Below are 16,331 nucleotides of genomic sequence, written 5' to 3'. Positions count from 1 at the left end.
TGGCCTCAATGGCCGGCGGTTTCGCCGACGGCCTGTTCCGCCGCCTTGATCGCCGCCTGGCGCGCCGCGATGATGTCGCCCAGCGGCGGCCCCTGGAAGCGGCGCTTTTCGAAGCCGAACCAGACGACCGCCGTCAGGATGAAGAAGCCGACGGTGATGTAGAGCGCCCAGTCGTTCGGCGGTTGAACACCGATAACGAAGATCAGGATCATCGACACGATCGACAGGAAGGCAAACAGCATGAACACGCCGCGCCCCATGTTCCACGGGCCCATCTTGTCCCACTTCGGCGTTCCCCAGGCCAGCATGCCCAATACGATCGGCACGGTGAAGGAGAGGAACAGGAAGATGACGGTGCAGGAGACAACGATGGTATAGGCCGAGGTGCCGGCGACTGAAACCAGCGTCGAACCCCAGACGAACAGCACCGACAGGATCGCCGCCGTCCAGATCGCCGCCACCGGGGTGCGGTAGGTCGGGCTGACCTTGGCCAGCATGGTCGAACCAGGCAAGCCGCCGTCACGCGAGAACGCGAAGATCATGCGCGAAGCCGAGGTGACCGTGGCGAGGCCGCACAGCAGCTGCGACACGAACACGACGAGATAAACGAACTCCTTGAGGCCGGACGGCACGCGCTGGTCGAAGGCCCAGAAAAACACGTTCCAGCCCTGCTTGGCGGCGTCGTCCATGTTGGGAATCATCAGCACGAAAGCGGCCAGGAACAGATAGCCGAACAGTGCCGACCAGACGACCGACATCACCATCGCCCTCGGCACCGACGATGCCGCCTTGATGGTTTCCTCGGACGTGTGCGCGGAGGCGTCGTAGCCGGTGATCGTATAGATCGGCAGCAACAGGCCGAGCGCGAACACCCACCAGTTGGAAACCGCCGGCCACACGGGATCGCCCGTCAGCGAGCCATCCCCGGCCACCGTGGGCTGCCCGGAATAATTGTGGAACGTGAACAGCCGGCTGAAATCCCAGTGCTCGGCAAAGATCAGGCAGACCACCGCGATCAGGATCGCCCCGAAGAAGATCAGATATCCTGAGAAGTCTGTCAGCTTCGCCGTCAGCTTGATGCCGAGATGGTTGATCAGTGCCTGCGCGCCGGTGATGACGACCAGGAAGATCATCTGGTTGGTCAGCGAGCCGTCAATGTGGAGCGCCGGTCCGAAGGCGCCGACGAAGAACGTCCAGGTGCCGACATTGATGGCGCCGAGCACGGTGATGAGGCCGAGCAAATTGAGCCAGGCCGTCACCCAGCCGGTACCGCGGTTGCCGAGGATGGACCCCCAGTGATAGAGGCCGCCCGCGGTCGGATAGGCCGAGCTGATCTGCGACATGGCGACCGCGAAGGTCAGCGAGACGAAACAGCCGACCAGCCAGCCGATGCCGATGCCGATGCCACCGGCGCCGGACGTGCCCTGCGCCAGCGAATTGATGCCGCCGGACAGGATGCAGATGATCGAGAACGAAACCGCGAAATTCGAAAAGCGGCTGAGCCGCCGCTCCAGTTCCTGGGCATAGCCCATACTATGGAGGGCCTTTACGTCCTCCGCCTTGTCAACGTCTGTATAGGTCGGTCCTGCCATTGTAATTCCCCTATTGTTCTAACTGGCCGATTGAGCTGACTTTCCGACTGCGCTTGGTCTTGAGCCCTTGACCTCCTCTGGCTCGAGATCAGAAAAAATGCCCGTGAGCAGATCCGCCCATCTCCGCTGCCCGGTCTCGCCGGAGATTTCGTCGTTGCGGATTTCGATCATCGCGCAGGGCAAGCCGCGCGAGCGCGCATGCCGTTCCAGCGTGAAATAGACGCGGTCGGCCGGCGAATAGGGTTCGTTGACGCCGACGGTGACGCCGGCGAGCCGCTTCAGCGCGGCAACGAGCGGCAAAGCCAGCCGGCGATCCTCGTCGTGGATGATGCCGATGTGCCAGGGCCGGTTCCTGCCCTTGTAGACAGGTGTGAAGGAATGGACGGAGACCAGGCGTGTCTCCTGCCCGCGCGCCAGCCGCGCATCGACAATGTGCTCGATGGCGTCATGGAAGGGTTGCCACGACAGCGCGACGCGGGCGGCGCGCTGCTTGGCCGACAACCCGGCATTGCCGGGAATGGTCGTCGTCTCGCTGACCGGCGGCACCAGGTCCGGCGCGTCGAGCGGACGATTGCAGTCGATGACCAGGCGCGAAATGCAGGTCTCGACCAGCGTGGCGTCGAGCGCCTCCGCCATGCGGCGGGCAACCGGCAGCGCGCCGGGATCCCAGGCGATGTGACGGCACAGGTCCTCGGCGGCAAGGCCGAGTGTTCCGAATTCGGCAGGCATGAAGTTGGATGCGTGATCGCAGGTCAGCACGAATGGGCTTGATCCGCCCGGGTTCGTCACCCTTACGGAATTTGACGATGCAAGGCTGGCGGGCCGCGCTGTCTCCATAGTCCTGCCGTCCCCTGGGAGCGCTGTATCGTATGTTACGTATTTTGCCTCATTGCGTCCCTATGGATGATTTCATACACTTTGCCGGGCTTTGTCAAATGCGATTTCGGGAAACCGGCAACAGCCGGGCCAAGGGTGGGGAAAAATGATTTCCAGCATTGCCGAACTGATTGCCGACCGCATGGTGACCATGCCTGCCGGCGAGCGGCGCGCCGCACAGACGCTGATCGCCAACTACCCGCTGATCGGCCTGAAGACAGTCGCCGAATTCTCGGCTGCCGCCGGCGTATCCTCGCCAACGATCCTGCGGTTTGTCTCCCGGCTCGGCTTCCAGAATTATCCGGAATTCCAGTCGACCTTGCAGGACGAACTGGCGGCGCAATTGCAATCGCCGGCATCAAGGACGCTCAACCCGCCCTCGCCCGGCAGCAGCGCGGTGTCGCCGATGCTGGAGGCGACGCTTGAAAACATGCGCGAGACGTTCCGGCACCTCTCCGACAAGCAGCTTGCCGACATCGTCGCCAGGCTTGCCGACCGGCGCGGCAAGACATTCCTGGTCGGCGGCCGCTTCACCGATCCGCTGGCGCGCTACATGGCGGCCCACCTCGCCATCATCCAGCCCAACGTCTTTCATCTGGCCGGCCAGGAAAGCATCTGGCGCGACCGGCTGATCGACATGGACAAGCGTGACGTGCTGGTGATCTTCGACATCAGGCGTTACCAGGACAGCCTGATCCGTTTCGCCGAGAAAGCGCATCAACGTGGCGTACAGATCGTGCTGTTCACCGACCAGTGGCTGTCGCCTATCGCGCGGTTCGCCCGCCATGTCATCGCCGGGCGCACGGCCGTTCCGTCCGCTTGGGATTCTTCGGCGGCGCTCTTCGTGGTCGCCGAAGCGCTGATCGGCGCCGTCACCCGACAGCTTGAGCCTGACGGCACCAAACGCATCCGCGAGATGGAAAGCCTGCGCTGACGGATGTAACCGGCCGCGGGCGAAGGCCCAACGTTACACAGATTTAATGTGCACGCGCGCAGTAGAGTTGTCATATAGGTTCGGCATCGATGTTGCTCCGCGCATATCGCGTTGCGTGGGCGCGTCTGCTAGATTTCCAAAAAGCGGTGGACGAAGGGATTTTGTCAACCGGAGTGCCAATGGCGACCTGGAAACAGTTACTTTTAGCACTTGTGGTGATCGTGGTGGCAGCCACCGCCTGGATTCGGTTCTTTCCCGGCGCACATGATATTCTGGCGCGCTGGGAGTTAGACTGGACATATGCGGCGACGCCGCCTTCCAGCACCGGCTCTCTCGCAAGCCAGAACGGCGGCCGCAACGGTGCCGGCCGCCAGGTGAATGTCGTCGTCCTGCCGGCCGCCATGGCCACCATCAACGACCGCCTGCAGGCGATCGGCACCGGTCGCGCCAATGCTTCCGTGATCGTCAATCCCTACAGTTCAGGCCGCCTGACCGAGGTGCTGGTCGAATCCGGCGCGCATGTCGACAAGGGCCAGTTGATCGCCACCCTCGACTCGGAGACGGAGATTATCGCCCAGGACCGTGCCAAGCTTGCCTTGCAGGACGCGCAGGACAGACTGACCCGGGTCAAGTCACTGCGCGCATCCAACGCCGCGACACCGGTCGCGGTGGCCGACGCGGAGGTAGCCCTGTCGAATGCAAAGCTGGCACTTCGCGACGCCGAACTCGCCCTTGAGCGCCGCTCGATCCTGGCGCCGATCGCGGGCACGGTCGGCATCCTGCCGATCTCCGCCGGCAACTATGTCACCAGCCAGTCGGCGATCGCCACGCTCGATGACCGTTCCAGCATATTGGTCGATTTCCTGGTGCCGGAGCGTTTTGCCGCTGCCGTGAAGGTCGGCGCGCAACTGGCGGCGACGCCGATCGCCAATCCCAGCGACGCCTATACCGGCACGGTGTCGGCCATCGACAACCACATCGACGAGAACAGCCGCACGCTTCTGGTCAAGGCTACCATCGCCAACCCCGCCGATTCCCTGCGCGCCGGCATGTCGTTCAGCATCGCCATGAAATTACCCGGGCAAGATTACCCGGCCGTCAGCCCACTCGCCATACTCTGGGGTTCCGACGGCGCCTATGTCTGGGCGATCGAGAATGGCAAGGCCAAGCGGGTTGCCGTGCGCATCATCCAGCGCAACACCGAAACGGTGCTCGTCGATGCCGCGATCACGAGTGGCGACCTGGTGGTAACCGAGGGCACCCAGAGCGTCAGCGAAGGTGGCAATGTGCGCATCGCCGGGCAAGAGCAGCCCGCCAACGGCGCCGAAGGCTCATGAGCGGGAGCGTCAACACCGCCGGCGACACCAGCTTCACCGCCCTGTTCATCCGCAGGCCGGTGATGGCCCTGGTGCTGAATGTACTGATCGCCGTCGCCGGGCTCGCCGCCTTCTATGGCGTCGAGGTCCGCGAACTGCCGGATGTCGACCGCTCCGTCGTCACCGTTTCAACCACCTTCACCGGAGCCGCTGCCGAGACCGTCGACCGCGAACTCACCAAGACGATCGAAGGCGCGGTCGCGCGCGTCTCGGGTGTCAAATCGATCTCGTCATCGTCGTCCTTTGGCTCGAGCCGCGTCACCATCGAGTTCAACGACGGCGTCGATCTCAACGTCGCCGCGTCCGACGTGCGCGACGCGGTCGGCCGCATTGCCAACCAGATTCCCGAAACCGCCGATCCGCCGCGCATCGTCAAGGCCGACGCCAACTCCGATCCGGTGATGCGGCTGGCGGTGACGTCGGACAAAATGTCGATCCAGGACATGACCGTCATCGTCCAGGACCAGATCGAGGATGAGCTGGCCGCCGTGCCCGGCGTCGCCGACGTCCAGGTCTATGGCGACCGCGACAAGATCTTCCGCATCGACGTCGACCAGAACAAGCTGGCGAGCCTTGGCTTCACAGTCGCCGACTTGCGAGCGGCCCTTGCCTCGGTTGCCTTCGATTCCCCGGCCGGTTCGATCACCACGACCAACCAGGACCTCATCGTGCGCACGACGGCCGACGTCACCACGCCGGCGGAATTCGAGAACATCATCATCGGCGGCACGACGCGCATCCGCGATGTCGCCACCGTCACGCTTGGCCCCGACATCGGCCAGACCACGCTGCGTTCGGACGGCAAGACAGGCATCGGCATCGGCATTATCCGCCAGGCGGAATCGAACACGCTGGACATCTCGACCGGTGTCCAGGCCGCCGTCGCCAAGCTGCAGGCCAACCTGCCGCAGGGCATGTCGATCAAGGTCACCAGCGACGATGCGGTCTTCGTCAACGGCGCGGTGCATGAAGTCGAGATCGCACTGGCGCTCTCGGTCTCCATCGTGCTGATCGTCATCTACCTTTTCCTTCTCGACTGGCGCGCGACGCTCATCCCGGGATTGTCGATGCCGGTCGCCATGATCGGCACCATCGCCGCGATCTATCTTGCCGGCTTCTCGATCAACATCCTGACGCTGCTCGCCCTTGTGCTGGCCACCGGGCTTGTCGTCGATGATGCCATCGTCGTGCTGGAAAACATCGTGCGGCGACGCAACCAGGGCATGGGACCGCGCGCAGCCGCCGTGCTCGGCACCCAGGAAGTGTTCTTTGCCGTCATCGCAACGACGCTGACGCTGGTTGCCGTCTTCGTGCCGATCTCGTTCCTGCCCGGTCAGACCGGCGGCCTGTTCCGCGAATTCGGTTTCGTGCTCGCCATGTCGGTGCTTCTGTCAGGCGTGGTCGCGCTCACGCTTTGCCCGATGCTCGCCTCGCGCATGCTGACCAATGCATCGCTCCATCATGAAGGCGGCAAGGGCATCGGTTCGCGCATCGGCGGCGCGCTGAATGCCTTCTATAGGCGCAGCCTGCGTCTCTGTCTGGGTGCGCCATGGATCGTGGTCCTGGTCGCCGTGCTGTTTGCTGGCACCGCCTTCACCCTGTTCGGCACCATCCGCCAGGAACTGACGCCGACCGAGGATCGCGCGGCCGTGCTCCTGCGCATCAACGCACCGCAAGGCGTGAGCCTCGACTACACGACGCAGCAGATGCAGAAGATCGAGAGGCTGATCCAGCCGCTGCGCGATTCCGGCGAGATCGTATCGACCTTCGAGAGCGCCGGCCAGAATGGCTCCTACAATACCGGCTTCATGGTGATGACGCTGGCGCCCTGGGATGAACGCAGCCGCGGCCAGCAGGAGATCATGGCCGAGATCAGCCAGTTGACCGCCCAGGTGCCGAGCTTGCGCGTCTTCCCGGTGCAACCCAACAGCCTTGGCATCCGTGGCGCCGGCAACGGCCTGCAATTCGCGCTGGTCGGCAACGACCGCAAGGCGCTCGGCGACGCCGCGGTCAAGATCATCGCCGAGTTGCAGAAGGACGCCCGCTTCCAGTCGCCGCGTCTGAGCGTCGACCCGACGCAGCCGCAGCTTGCCGTCGCCATCGACCGCGAGCGCGCCTCGGATCTCGGCATCGACATCACCGGGCTTGCCAACACCATGCAGGCCATGCTCGACGGCAACGATGTCGTCGACGTCTACATCGCCGACCGCAGCTACGGTGTGAAGCTGGTCTCGACGACCAACCCGATCAACGATCCGACCGATCTGGAGAACATCTTCCTGAAGACGTCGGACGGCCGCTTCGTGCCGATGTCGACCATCGCCACGCTGACCGAGCGCGCCGTGCCGCCGTCGCTGACCCGCGAGCAGCAGCAGCCGTCGGTGGCCGTCACCTCGAACCTCAGCAGTGAATTCGGCCTGGGTGCGGCGCTGACGCGCGCCCAGGAGATCGCCGCGCCGCTGCTGCCGCCAGGCAGCCGATTGCTGCCGCTGGCCGAGGCGGCGACGCTGGGCGAAAGCAACAGCGCCATGGTGACCATCTTCGGGTTCGCGCTGGTCATCATCCTGCTTGTGCTTGCCGCGCAGTTCGAGAGCTTCGTCAGCGCCGTAATCATCATGGCGACGGTGCCGCTCGGACTTGCCTGCGCCATCTTCGCCCTGCTGCTGTCAGGCACCAGCCTCAACGCCTACAGCCAGATCGGCCTGGTGCTTCTGGTCGGTGTCATGGCCAAGAACGGCATCCTCATCGTCGAGTTCGCCAACCAGCTGCGCGACCGGGGCCTTGGCGTGCGCGAGGCCATCGAACAGGCCTCGATCATCCGCCTGCGGCCGGTGATGATGACGATGATCTGCACCGTGCTCGGCGGCGTGCCGCTGGTGCTGGCCGCCGGCGCCGGCGCCGAAGCGCGCATCGCACTCGGCTGGGTGATCGTCGGCGGCCTGGGATTGGCCACCGTCTCGACGCTGTTCCTGACGCCGGTCGCCTACCTGCTGCTTGGCCGCTTCGTGACGCCGAAGGCCGAAGAGGACGCGCGTCTGAAGCGCGAGATGGAGGAAGCCGCTTACGTCGATGTGGAGCCGGCGCAGTAAGGCGTGGCAAAAGCGTGTTCCGTCCGGAATTCCGCTATTTCAGAAGTCGGCCTTCGATCGACCAGCGCGCGGCAAGGAAATTCAGCACCGCTCCCAGGACGACGCCGGCGATCTTGGCCGGCCACACGCCGACCATGCCGGCTAGCACCGCGATGGACAGGCTGGAAACGCCGAGCGAAATCAGCGCACCCAGCGAGACGAAGCGGAAGAAGGCGCTGTGCAGCGAGATGGCCGGATCGCGTTCGAACGACCAGAAGCCATTCGCCACGAAGGAGAAGGCAACCGCGACCATCCAGGCGCCCAGATTGGCACCGAGCGGCGGGGCTTTCAGCCAGAGCAGCAGCGAGAAGCTGGCTAGGTCGATAACCGTATTGACGACGCCGACCATGGCGAAGCGGATGATCTTGTCGCCGGTCGTGCGACCCGGCTGGTCCGCCCCGCTCATCCCCGGCCATCCATGACGGCGGCGCCAGCGCGCTCCAGGCTTGCGCCGAAATCGCCGGAGGCAAGGTAGGCGAACTCGACCTCGCGCGCACCTTGCATCGGATCGCGCCCGCGCAGCGTTTCGTCGACATGGCCGGGATGACACATGAACAGCCCGTTCTCCGGCAACGTCTCGATAGCCGACCGGAGCACGGAAGCGAAGCCGTCGGGCTGCCGCCAGTCATAGAGCCCGGTCAGCGGCCGCATGACCGTGAAGCCCGCGCCTTCCATCGACCGGTCGAAGCCGGCGGCGAGGGCTCCGACAGCGGCGACTTTCAGGGCGGTGGCGATGGTGCCGGGCCATGCCGGCGAGCCGCGCAGCGCCGGCATGCCTGCTCCCTTGGCAAAACGCCTGCGCAGCCATCGTCTGACGACGGGCAGGAAATGCACGTGCTGGTGGCCGTCGATGAAATTCGGTTCGCGTCCCAGCGCCTCGACGAAACGTCCGTGCTGGGCATCGAGTTCGGCATGCACATCACGATCGTCGATACGGCCGCGGCGAAGCGGCAGGGCCAGCGAGCCGAGCGGTGGAAGCCGGCCTTCCGGCGCCAGGCTCGACTGCCCAGTGACGGCAAGCTGATCGGTCAAGGTCAGATGCAGCCCGATCGCTGCACGGCCAGTGAGCGGCCTGATGCGCACCGCCTCGCCGTGCCATTCCGGAAAACCGGTCATGCAGCTTGTGCCGGTCAGGCGCCCGCGGTCGAGCAGTTCGAGGATCGCGGCGGAGACACCGGGCGCCAGGCCGTAGTCGTCGGCGATCAGGCGAAGGCGTCGCGTCATCTTTCGGCGGTACCTGGCTTCCCTCTACCGAACTCGCCACTGACGACATCGCGCACGATGTAGATGGGCCGGTCCTTGCTCTCGCTCAACGTCACCCAGACATATTCGCCGATCAGCCCGAGAAGGGCGAGGTTGAAGCCGCCGAGAAAGACCACCGCCACCAGAAGGCTGGGATAGCCGGGCACGGCGATGCCGTAGAAAATGACCTCGAAGAACACCTTGGCGCCATACAGCGCGCCGGCAAACGCGGCGATAAGCCCGCAGAGGCTGATGAGGCGCAGCGGAATGACGGAAAAGGACGTGAAGCCCTCCAGCGAAAAGGCGAGCAGGTTGAGCCGGCTCCATTTCGACGTGCCGCTGGCACGATCTTCCGGTGAATAGGGTACCGCTTTCTGGCGAAAGCCGGCCCAGGCAAAGAGGCCCTTGTTGAAGCGCCTCTTGTCGCGCAGGCTGGCGACCGCGCGCGCGACGGCGCCGCGCATGACGCGAAAGTCCCCGGCGTTCTCAGGAATGTCGAAGCGTTGGCTGCTGTTGATCAGGCTGTAGAAGAGCCGTGCCAACTGGCTACGCCGCCAGCTGGCCTCGCGCCTGTCGTTCTGCGCATAGACCACATCGAGTTCCGGATCCTTGACCAGTTCGGAAATCATCGTGAGGCTGATTTCCATCGAATGCTGGAGATCAGCATCCATGATCAGCACCATGTCGCCACGCGAACGGTCGAGGCCGGCAAGCACGGCGACCTCCTTGCCGAAATTGCGGCTGAGGCGCACGATCTCCCAGGATCCGGAAAGCGCCCGCGAGAACCGTTCGACACCGTCATCCTGGCTGCCGTCATCGACCAGGATCTTGTGCATGGCCATGCCGAACCGCTGTGACACCGCGGCCTCCAGCTGGTCGAGCAGGGCCACGAAGGCGGCCGCCGACTGTGCCTCGTTGAGGAACGGCGCGATGACATCGAGAGTAGGCCTCAACTCAGCCATGCGCGACAGGTCCGGCATCCTGGGCCTTGTCGCGCGCGCTGGCCCAGAACCACCAGATCAACGCGCAGGAGATGAGCGACACGACGATCGGCCGCAACCACGGGGATAAGAACTCATGGACGGGACGGAATATGCCGGTCATCCCGCTGAGGACGAGCAGTACCGCCAGCGCCACACGCAAGGCCCCCCCTTGCTCTTCCCGCCACAGCAAGGCGATGGCAACGCCGGTGGGAATGGCGATCATGGCGTAGGTGTTGGGCTCGACGCGGGGATTGAACACACACATGTAAAAGGCGCCCACCACGAATATGGCGAGCTCGGCCGTTCCCCGCTCTACCCTTCGGTCGTACCAGAGAACGGCGGAGAGTGCCATCAGCGCGGCGATGACGCGCACGATCGTGGCCTCACGTTCCGGGAGGGGATACCCGAACGACGCGAAGACAGATGTGAAGTCGGCGGGTTCAAACGGGCCAGTCCTGTCGACAGCCATCGCCGTCAGCATCTGGAAGAAGTCATGATACTGGTCGTTGACATAGCCAACGGGCGCAAAGGCATAGGGTATGATGAGCACCACCAGCAGCGCCAGCACGATCACCGGTATCAGCCGGGGACGCAGTGCCGCCACCAGCAACACCATGACGATGGCCGTCGGCTTGGCAATGATTGCAAGCGACGTCCATAGAAAAGTCTCCGCGCGCCGGCCCTCGAGCGCCGACAAGGTGAGCAGCCAGCAGGCGCCGGTCAGCAGTATCGTGGCCTGGCCATTGCGGAGCGCACCGAGCGCCATGGGCATTGAAATGACAAGGCCGAAGGAAAGCAGCCAGGTGAGGTCATGGCCGCCAAGTTTTCGGACCTGCCGAACGACGGCAAACGTTATTACGCCAAAGCAGATCATGCGCCAAACCAGGTCGCCGAAATGGTGCCCAAGCATCAGAAGCGGCGAATAGAGCGCGGCGAAGGCAGGCGCATAAAGGTAGCCCATCGCGAGATGGACATGATAGAGCGGCTGCTGGGCCATGAAGGCTTCGGAGCCATTCCTGTAGACGAACACGACCGAACGATCATCGAGCGACATTTGCGCCAGTGCGGCCGTGACCAGAAACGCCACGATCCACAACATTAGTCCCAAACGGTCGAAGACCGGCTTGGAAATTGTCATGACAACACCCCAGAACCTGCTCAGGGCCGTCCCAACAACCGCCCTGGCATTCAGTGCGGGGCATATCATGGACGAAGCAGCGAGGCATAGAGGCCTTGGTGGGTGCGGAAACCGTATTTTAGGGTTCCGTGATGCACGAATGCGGGTATTTCATTCGCTTCGAGCGCCTGATCACACCATTGTGTTCAATCATTCCCGTCTGATCGATCGCTTGCGTCGATCCATTCCTAAGGCCGGATGAACACCTTGCCGTTGGGCTTGGCGAGTTCCAGGGGCAAGCGCGCCATAGCCTCGGCGAGCGGCACGACGGCCGTCACATCGGTCGCCCAGCGCCCGTCGGAAAAGCGCTTTTGCGCCTCCATGATCGCCGGGCCACGCCGATCCCCAGACTGACGCATCCATTCGCTCAGCCAGAAGCCCTCGATGTGCTTGTGCTGGAAGATCAATTGGCCGGGCTCGCGGATAATCGTGGCGTTGGTGTCGAGCCGGCCGTAGATGATCCAGCGCGAACGCTTCGGCATGGCATCGAAGATGGCCGAGGCCAGCGGGCCGGTCACCGCGTCGAGGAAGATGCGCGGCTGCTCGGCCTTCATCACCTCGCGCAACGCCGCCTTCAAGTCATCAGCCTTCTCGTTGAGGACATGCGCGGCGCCAAGCTCTTTCAGCAGTCGGATCTGGTCGTCGCGGCGCACGGTGACGATCGGCCGGAACCCCGCTTCCTTGGCCAGGCCGATGATCAGCTTGCACAGCTGGCTGGCCCCGGCGGTCATGACGAAAGCCTTTTCACCCTCCTGCTTGACGATGTCGAACATGGCGAGCGCGGTCAGCGGGTTGACGATCATCGCGGCACCGTCCTCGTCACGGACCGTGTCCAGTAGCGGGATGCAAGCGGCGGCCTCGGCGACTGCGTACTGCGCCCACGAGCCCCAGTTGGAGAGGCCGGTGGCGAACGCCACGCGCTTGCCTGCCAGGCCTTTGGCATAGGGATCATCGCCGCTGGCCACGACGGTGCCGACGCCCTCGAAGCCGGCCGGCTGGCCCTTGGCGCGCGGCTGGCCGTACTGGCCCTTGATGAAGGCGACATCGGACGGATTGATCGAGGCGAGACTGACCTTGAGCAGAACCTGTGTCGGCCCGGGCGTCGGCACGGCGATGCTGCCCGGCTCGAGATAGGGCTCCATGGCCTCCAGCACGCTGCCGCTCGGCGTCTTGGTGTAGCCGTCGCCGACAAGCAGCAGCGCCTTCATTTCGGAGGGTATGGTCATCGGAGAACTCCTTCTTTGCCGGCAGGGGAGATCATAACAGAGCTGGATTGCCGGACGTTCAGACCTTTTCCTGCGTGTATTTCTTCAGCTCCGTACGCGCCACCTGACGGCGGTGCACGGCATCCGGTCCGTCGGCGAGGCGCAGCGTACGCAGATGCGTCCATGAGCGGGCGAGCGGCGTGTCCTGGCTGATGCCCTGCGCGCCGAACATCTGCACCGCTTCGTCGGTGACCTTGAGCGCGACGCGCGGCGCGATGACCTTGATCTGGCTGATCCAGGGCGCGGCGGCACGGGCATCGCCCTGGTCGATCATCCAAGCCGCCTTGAGGCAGAGCAGCCTGGCCATCTCGATCTCCATGCGGCATTCGGCGATGATGTCGAAATTGGCGCCAAGCCTGGCCAGGGGCTGGCCGAAGGCTTCGCGGCGCACGGAGCGCTGGCACAGCATCTCCAGCGCCATCTCCGCCTGGCCGATGGCGCGCATGCAGTGATGGATGCGGCCCGGGCCGAGCCGCCCTTGCGCGATCTCGAAACCCCTGCCCTCGCCAAGGATCAGGTTCGATGCCGGCACGACAACATTGTCGAAGCGCAGGTGCATATGGCCATGCGGCGCATCATCGTCGCCATAGACCTGCATGGCCCGGAGCTTGGTCACGCCTTTTGTATCAGCAGGCACCAGGATCATCGAATGGCGGCGGTGCTGCGGCTCCTCATCGCCACCGGTGCGGACCATGACGATATAGATGGCGCAGCGTGGGTCGCCGGCGCCCGACGCCCACCATTTCTCGCCGTTGAGCACATAGTTTTCGCCCTGGCGTTCGCAGCGCATCGCAATGTTGGTGGCGTCGGACGAGGCGACGTCCGGTTCGGTCATCAGATAGGCCGAGCGAATCCGCCCCTCGAGCAAAGGCTCCAGCCACGCCTTCTTGTGCTCGGCCGAACCGTACCGCTCCAGCACCTCCATATTGCCGGTGTCGGGAGCCGAGCAGTTGAAGGTCTCGGCGCCGAGATGCGCCTTGCCCATCTCCTCGGCCAGATAGGCGTACTCGACGGTCGACAGCCCATAACCGCGGTCCGAGCCGGTGAGCCAGAAATTCCACAGGCCGCGTTCCCTGGCTGCCTTCTTCAGCCCTTCGAGAATTTCGCTCTGGCGCGCCGTATAGGCCCAGCGGTCGCCGGCCTTGCCCACCTCGGCCAGGAATTCCTTGTCGAGCGGCGTGATCTCGTCGCGCACCATGGCCGCGACGCGCTGATGGATCGGCTTCAGCCGCTCGGTCATGCCGAGGTTCATCTCCGTCATCGGTCGCTAACCCTTTCACGCCAAACCCGGCATTTTATCCGTGGCAAGGATGATGGTACTTCGGGTAGCCTTGTCAACGCGAGCCCTTCCCGCCCTACAGTGGGAGAAACGCGCGGAGGAATGGCCATGAGCTACCTGGACGAGCTGTTTTCCGTGGCCGGCAAGACCGCATTGGTGACGGGAGCAGCGACCGGGATCGGCCGCATGGCCGCCACCGCATTGGTCAAGGCTGGCGCCACCGTCATGATCGCCTCGCGCAAGGGCGACGATTGCATCAAGGTCGCCGACGAATTGAACGATCTTGGCGCTTCCGGCCGCGCCGAGGGCTTTGCCGGCGATGTCTCCAGCGAAGCTGGCATCGCCGCGCTCGTCGCCGAGGTCAAGGCGCGAACCGACAAGCTGCATATTCTCGTCAACAATGCCGGCGTCTCCTGGGGCGCGCCCTTGGAAAGCTTCCCTTATTCGGCATGGGCGAAAGTGTTCGGCGTCAATGTCACCGCCGTCTTCCATCTGACCCGCGAATTGCTGCCGCTGCTCGATGCCGCCGCCAGCGACATCGATCCGGCGCGGGTGATCAATCTGGGTTCGGTGATGGGCACGCAGCCGCTGGCTGACGATGCCTACTCCTACACGGCCTCGAAGGCGGCGGTCCATCATCTGACGCGCACGCTGGCGCTCGAGTTCGCCACCCGCCGCATCACCGTCAACGCCTTCGCTCCCGGTCCTTTCCAGAGCCGCATGACGGCGTTCGCCACTGGCACAGAGGAACAGGCAAGACATGTCGGGAGCCATGTTCCGATCGGCCGCATCGGCGTACCGGATGACATTGCCGGCGCAACCCTCTATTTGTGCAGCCGTGCCGGCAGTTATGTTACCGGTGCCATACTGCCGATCGACGGCGGACAGTCGGTGCAGCATGGGCTGACGCTGTTCAAGGAATGACATGTCCGGCCGGAGAGCCGGTGTGTGAAGTGGAGGGCATCGCCGTGGAACCGATCAGTCTCGATGTGCTTCTGGCCAGTGTCGGCAAGGAAGTCGGCGTCTCGCCGTGGCGCGTGGTCACGCAACGCATGATCGACCAGTTCGCCGACGCCACCGACGACCACCAGTTCATCCACTGCGACCCGGAGCGCGCCAAGCGCGAGACGCCGTTCGGCGGCACCATCGCGCATGGCTTCCTGTCGCTGTCGCTTTTGTCGGCGATGACCTTCGAGACCATGCCGCCGCTGGAAAACGGCAAGATGGGGGTCAATCATGGTTTTGACACGCTGCGCTTCCTGGCGCCGGTGAAGACCGGTGCGCGCATCCGCACCCATTTCGTGCTGGCCGACGTCAAGGTGAGACCGTCGGGCTGGGTGCAGACGGCGCATGACGTGACGATCGAGATCGAGGGCTCGAAGAAGCCGGCGCTGACCGCGCGCTGGCTGACACTGACCCTTCTCGAGCGCCAGCCCGAGACGGCATGAGCGATCCAAACGCTCTCGACAAGGCAGCACTTGCGCCTTACCTCGAGGCGGAAATCCCCGGCTTTTCCGGGCTTCTATCCATCGAGAAATTCAAATCCGGACAATCGAACCCGACCTATCTCCTGACCGCGCAAAGCGGCCGCTATGTGCTGCGCGCCAAGCCGCCCGGACAGTTGCTGAAATCGGCACATCAGGTCGACCGTGAATTCACCGTGATGAAGGCGCTTTCCGGCAGCGCCGTGCCGGTGCCCGACATGCTGCACCTCTCAGGCGAGGACTCGCCGATCGACCGCATGTTCTACGTCATGGGTTTTGTCGATGGCCGCATCTTCTGGGACCCGGCGCTGCCGGAAGCGTCGGGCAATGGGGAGCGCGCGGCGGTCTACGACGCCATGAATGCAACGCTTGCTGCCCTGCACGATGTCGATGTCAAGGCGGTCGGGCTTGGCGATTTCGGCAGGCCAGGCAGTTATTTCGAGCGGCAGCTGGCGCGCTGGACTAGCCAGTACCGCGCCTCTGAAACCGACGCTGTCGCCGACATGGACCGTCTGATTGCCTGGCTGGAGGCACATATGCCCGCCGATGACGGCCGAGTCTCGCTGGTGCATGGCGACTACCGGCTGGACAATCTGATGTTCGCGTCCGATCGGCCAAAGGTGGTGGCGGTGCTCGACTGGGAACTGTCGACGCTTGGCCACCCCTTCGCCGACATCGCCTATCAGTGCATGCAATGGCGCCTGCCGCATGCATCCGGCTTTCGCGGCTTGGGCGGCATCGACCGCGCCGCGCTCGGCCTGCCCTTGGAAGAGGACTATGTTGCCGCCTATTGCCGGCGGCAGGGGCTTGATGGCATCGGCAACTGGACGTTCTTCCTCGCCTTCTCCTTCTTCCGGCTGGCCGCGATATGCCAGGGTGTGTACAAACGCGCGCTGGACGGCAACGCCTCCAATCCGGAAAAAGCCAGGACCTATGGCAAGGCGGTAAAACTGCTTTCGCATCTTGCCGTGAAACTGATCGACAAGCACATGTGA

Annotated in this window: 14 protein-coding genes; 6 read left to right on the top strand and 8 right to left on the bottom strand. The window is 64.1% G+C overall.

The annotated features are described in order from the left end of the window. Nucleotides 1-5: 5 nt before the first annotated feature. The gene (locus ABVQ20_RS25640; RefSeq protein ID WP_354462453.1) at nt 6-1,592 is read right to left on the bottom strand and encodes an amino acid permease; all 1,587 of its coding nucleotides are present in this window, start codon (nt 1,590-1,592) and stop codon (nt 6-8) included. Nucleotides 1,593-1,610: 18 nt separating this feature from the next. Beyond that, nucleotides 1,611-2,429 carry an N-formylglutamate amidohydrolase gene (locus ABVQ20_RS25635; protein WP_354462452.1) on the bottom strand — a complete coding sequence of 273 codons (819 nt, stop codon included), beginning with the start codon at nt 2,427-2,429 and terminating at the stop codon, nt 1,611-1,613. A 145-nt stretch (nt 2,430-2,574) separates the two neighbouring features. Here ABVQ20_RS25635 and ABVQ20_RS25630 point away from each other — a divergent pair, with 145 nt between their 5' ends. The 3 genes from ABVQ20_RS25630 to ABVQ20_RS25620 all read left to right on the top strand — a co-directional run bounded on the left by ABVQ20_RS25630 (nt 2,575) and on the right by ABVQ20_RS25620 (nt 7,867). Continuing rightward, nucleotides 2,575-3,402, top strand: coding sequence for a MurR/RpiR family transcriptional regulator (locus ABVQ20_RS25630; protein ID WP_354462451.1), 828 nt, complete (start codon nt 2,575-2,577; stop codon nt 3,400-3,402). Between the two features lie 179 nt (nt 3,403-3,581). Further along, on the top strand, nt 3,582-4,739 hold the full coding sequence (locus ABVQ20_RS25625) for an efflux RND transporter periplasmic adaptor subunit (RefSeq protein WP_354462450.1): 1,158 nt from the start codon (nt 3,582-3,584) through the stop codon (nt 4,737-4,739). Next, nucleotides 4,736-7,867 carry an efflux RND transporter permease subunit gene (locus ABVQ20_RS25620; protein ID WP_354462449.1) on the top strand — a complete coding sequence of 1,044 codons (3,132 nt, stop codon included), beginning with the start codon at nt 4,736-4,738 and terminating at the stop codon, nt 7,865-7,867. The genes ABVQ20_RS25625 and ABVQ20_RS25620 overlap by 4 nt, the downstream gene beginning before the upstream one ends. Before the next feature lie 34 nt (nt 7,868-7,901). Here the strand turns inward: ABVQ20_RS25620 and ABVQ20_RS25615 are convergent, their stop codons facing one another. The 6 genes from ABVQ20_RS25615 to ABVQ20_RS25590 all read right to left on the bottom strand — a co-directional run bounded on the left by ABVQ20_RS25615 (nt 7,902) and on the right by ABVQ20_RS25590 (nt 13,834). After that, the gene (locus ABVQ20_RS25615; protein ID WP_354462448.1) at nt 7,902-8,312 is read right to left on the bottom strand and encodes a GtrA family protein; all 411 of its coding nucleotides are present in this window, start codon (nt 8,310-8,312) and stop codon (nt 7,902-7,904) included. Next, on the bottom strand, nt 8,309-9,130 hold the full coding sequence (locus ABVQ20_RS25610; protein ID WP_354462447.1) for a ChbG/HpnK family deacetylase: 822 nt from the start codon (nt 9,128-9,130) through the stop codon (nt 8,309-8,311). The genes ABVQ20_RS25615 and ABVQ20_RS25610 overlap by 4 nt, the downstream gene beginning before the upstream one ends. Next, complete coding sequence (locus ABVQ20_RS25605; protein ID WP_354462446.1) at nt 9,127-10,110, bottom strand: glycosyltransferase family 2 protein; 984 nt, start codon at nt 10,108-10,110, stop codon at nt 9,127-9,129. The genes ABVQ20_RS25610 and ABVQ20_RS25605 overlap by 4 nt, the downstream gene beginning before the upstream one ends. Beyond that, complete coding sequence (locus ABVQ20_RS25600; RefSeq protein ID WP_354462445.1) at nt 10,103-11,269, bottom strand: glycosyltransferase 87 family protein; 1,167 nt, start codon at nt 11,267-11,269, stop codon at nt 10,103-10,105. The genes ABVQ20_RS25605 and ABVQ20_RS25600 overlap by 8 nt, the downstream gene beginning before the upstream one ends. A gap of 227 nt (nt 11,270-11,496) precedes the next feature. After that, a complete protein-coding gene (locus tag ABVQ20_RS25595) occupies nt 11,497-12,534 on the bottom strand; it encodes a zinc-binding dehydrogenase (RefSeq protein WP_354462444.1) in 1,038 nt (345 codons plus the stop codon). 58 nt (nt 12,535-12,592) lie between these two features. Continuing rightward, nucleotides 12,593-13,834, bottom strand: coding sequence for an acyl-CoA dehydrogenase family protein (locus tag ABVQ20_RS25590; RefSeq protein ID WP_354462443.1), 1,242 nt, complete (start codon nt 13,832-13,834; stop codon nt 12,593-12,595). 126 nt (nt 13,835-13,960) lie between these two features. On the opposite strand from ABVQ20_RS25590, the gene ABVQ20_RS25585 reads away from it, so the two are divergent. From ABVQ20_RS25585 to ABVQ20_RS25575, 3 genes are read left to right on the top strand one after another with little or no spacing between them, the layout of a single operon-like run. Beyond that, nucleotides 13,961-14,776 (top strand): SDR family oxidoreductase, encoded by an 816-nt coding sequence (locus ABVQ20_RS25585; RefSeq protein ID WP_354462442.1) that lies wholly within the window; start codon nt 13,961-13,963, stop codon nt 14,774-14,776. A gap of 38 nt (nt 14,777-14,814) precedes the next feature. Then, nucleotides 14,815-15,300 carry a MaoC family dehydratase gene (locus ABVQ20_RS25580; RefSeq protein WP_354463138.1) on the top strand — a complete coding sequence of 162 codons (486 nt, stop codon included), beginning with the start codon at nt 14,815-14,817 and terminating at the stop codon, nt 15,298-15,300. Continuing rightward, nucleotides 15,297-16,331, top strand: a complete 1,035-nt coding sequence (locus ABVQ20_RS25575; protein WP_354462441.1) for a phosphotransferase family protein — start codon at nt 15,297-15,299, stop codon at nt 16,329-16,331. The genes ABVQ20_RS25580 and ABVQ20_RS25575 overlap by 4 nt, the downstream gene beginning before the upstream one ends.

It is taken from the genome of Mesorhizobium shangrilense (genome assembly GCF_040537815.1).
GTDB classification, from domain to species: domain Bacteria; phylum Pseudomonadota; class Alphaproteobacteria; order Rhizobiales; family Rhizobiaceae; genus Mesorhizobium; species Mesorhizobium shangrilense.
Note: the sequence above shows the minus strand (reverse complement) of the source record. Positions and strands in the feature narration are given on the sequence as shown.

Excerpts from the sequence above, each read along its gene's own strand:
- ABVQ20_RS25630 (WP_354462451.1), top strand. The coding sequence starts at position 2,575 with ATGATTTCCAGCATTGCCGAACTGATTGCCGACCGCATGGTGACCATG.
- ABVQ20_RS25605 (WP_354462446.1), bottom strand. The coding sequence starts at position 10,110 with ATGGCTGAGTTGAGGCCTACTCTCGATGTCATCGCGCCGTTCCTCAAC.
- ABVQ20_RS25600 (WP_354462445.1), bottom strand. The coding sequence starts at position 11,269 with ATGACAATTTCCAAGCCGGTCTTCGACCGTTTGGGACTAATGTTGTGG.
- ABVQ20_RS25620 (WP_354462449.1), top strand. The coding sequence starts at position 4,736 with ATGAGCGGGAGCGTCAACACCGCCGGCGACACCAGCTTCACCGCCCTG.
- ABVQ20_RS25640 (WP_354462453.1), bottom strand. The coding sequence starts at position 1,592 with ATGGCAGGACCGACCTATACAGACGTTGACAAGGCGGAGGACGTAAAG.
- ABVQ20_RS25615 (WP_354462448.1), bottom strand. The coding sequence starts at position 8,312 with ATGAGCGGGGCGGACCAGCCGGGTCGCACGACCGGCGACAAGATCATC.
- ABVQ20_RS25575 (WP_354462441.1), top strand. The coding sequence starts at position 15,297 with ATGAGCGATCCAAACGCTCTCGACAAGGCAGCACTTGCGCCTTACCTC.
- ABVQ20_RS25590 (WP_354462443.1), bottom strand. The coding sequence starts at position 13,834 with ATGACGGAGATGAACCTCGGCATGACCGAGCGGCTGAAGCCGATCCAT.
- ABVQ20_RS25585 (WP_354462442.1), top strand. The coding sequence starts at position 13,961 with ATGAGCTACCTGGACGAGCTGTTTTCCGTGGCCGGCAAGACCGCATTG.
- ABVQ20_RS25635 (WP_354462452.1), bottom strand. The coding sequence starts at position 2,429 with ATGGAGACAGCGCGGCCCGCCAGCCTTGCATCGTCAAATTCCGTAAGG.
- ABVQ20_RS25610 (WP_354462447.1), bottom strand. The coding sequence starts at position 9,130 with ATGACGCGACGCCTTCGCCTGATCGCCGACGACTACGGCCTGGCGCCC.
- ABVQ20_RS25595 (WP_354462444.1), bottom strand. The coding sequence starts at position 12,534 with ATGACCATACCCTCCGAAATGAAGGCGCTGCTGCTTGTCGGCGACGGC.
- ABVQ20_RS25625 (WP_354462450.1), top strand. The coding sequence starts at position 3,582 with ATGGCGACCTGGAAACAGTTACTTTTAGCACTTGTGGTGATCGTGGTG.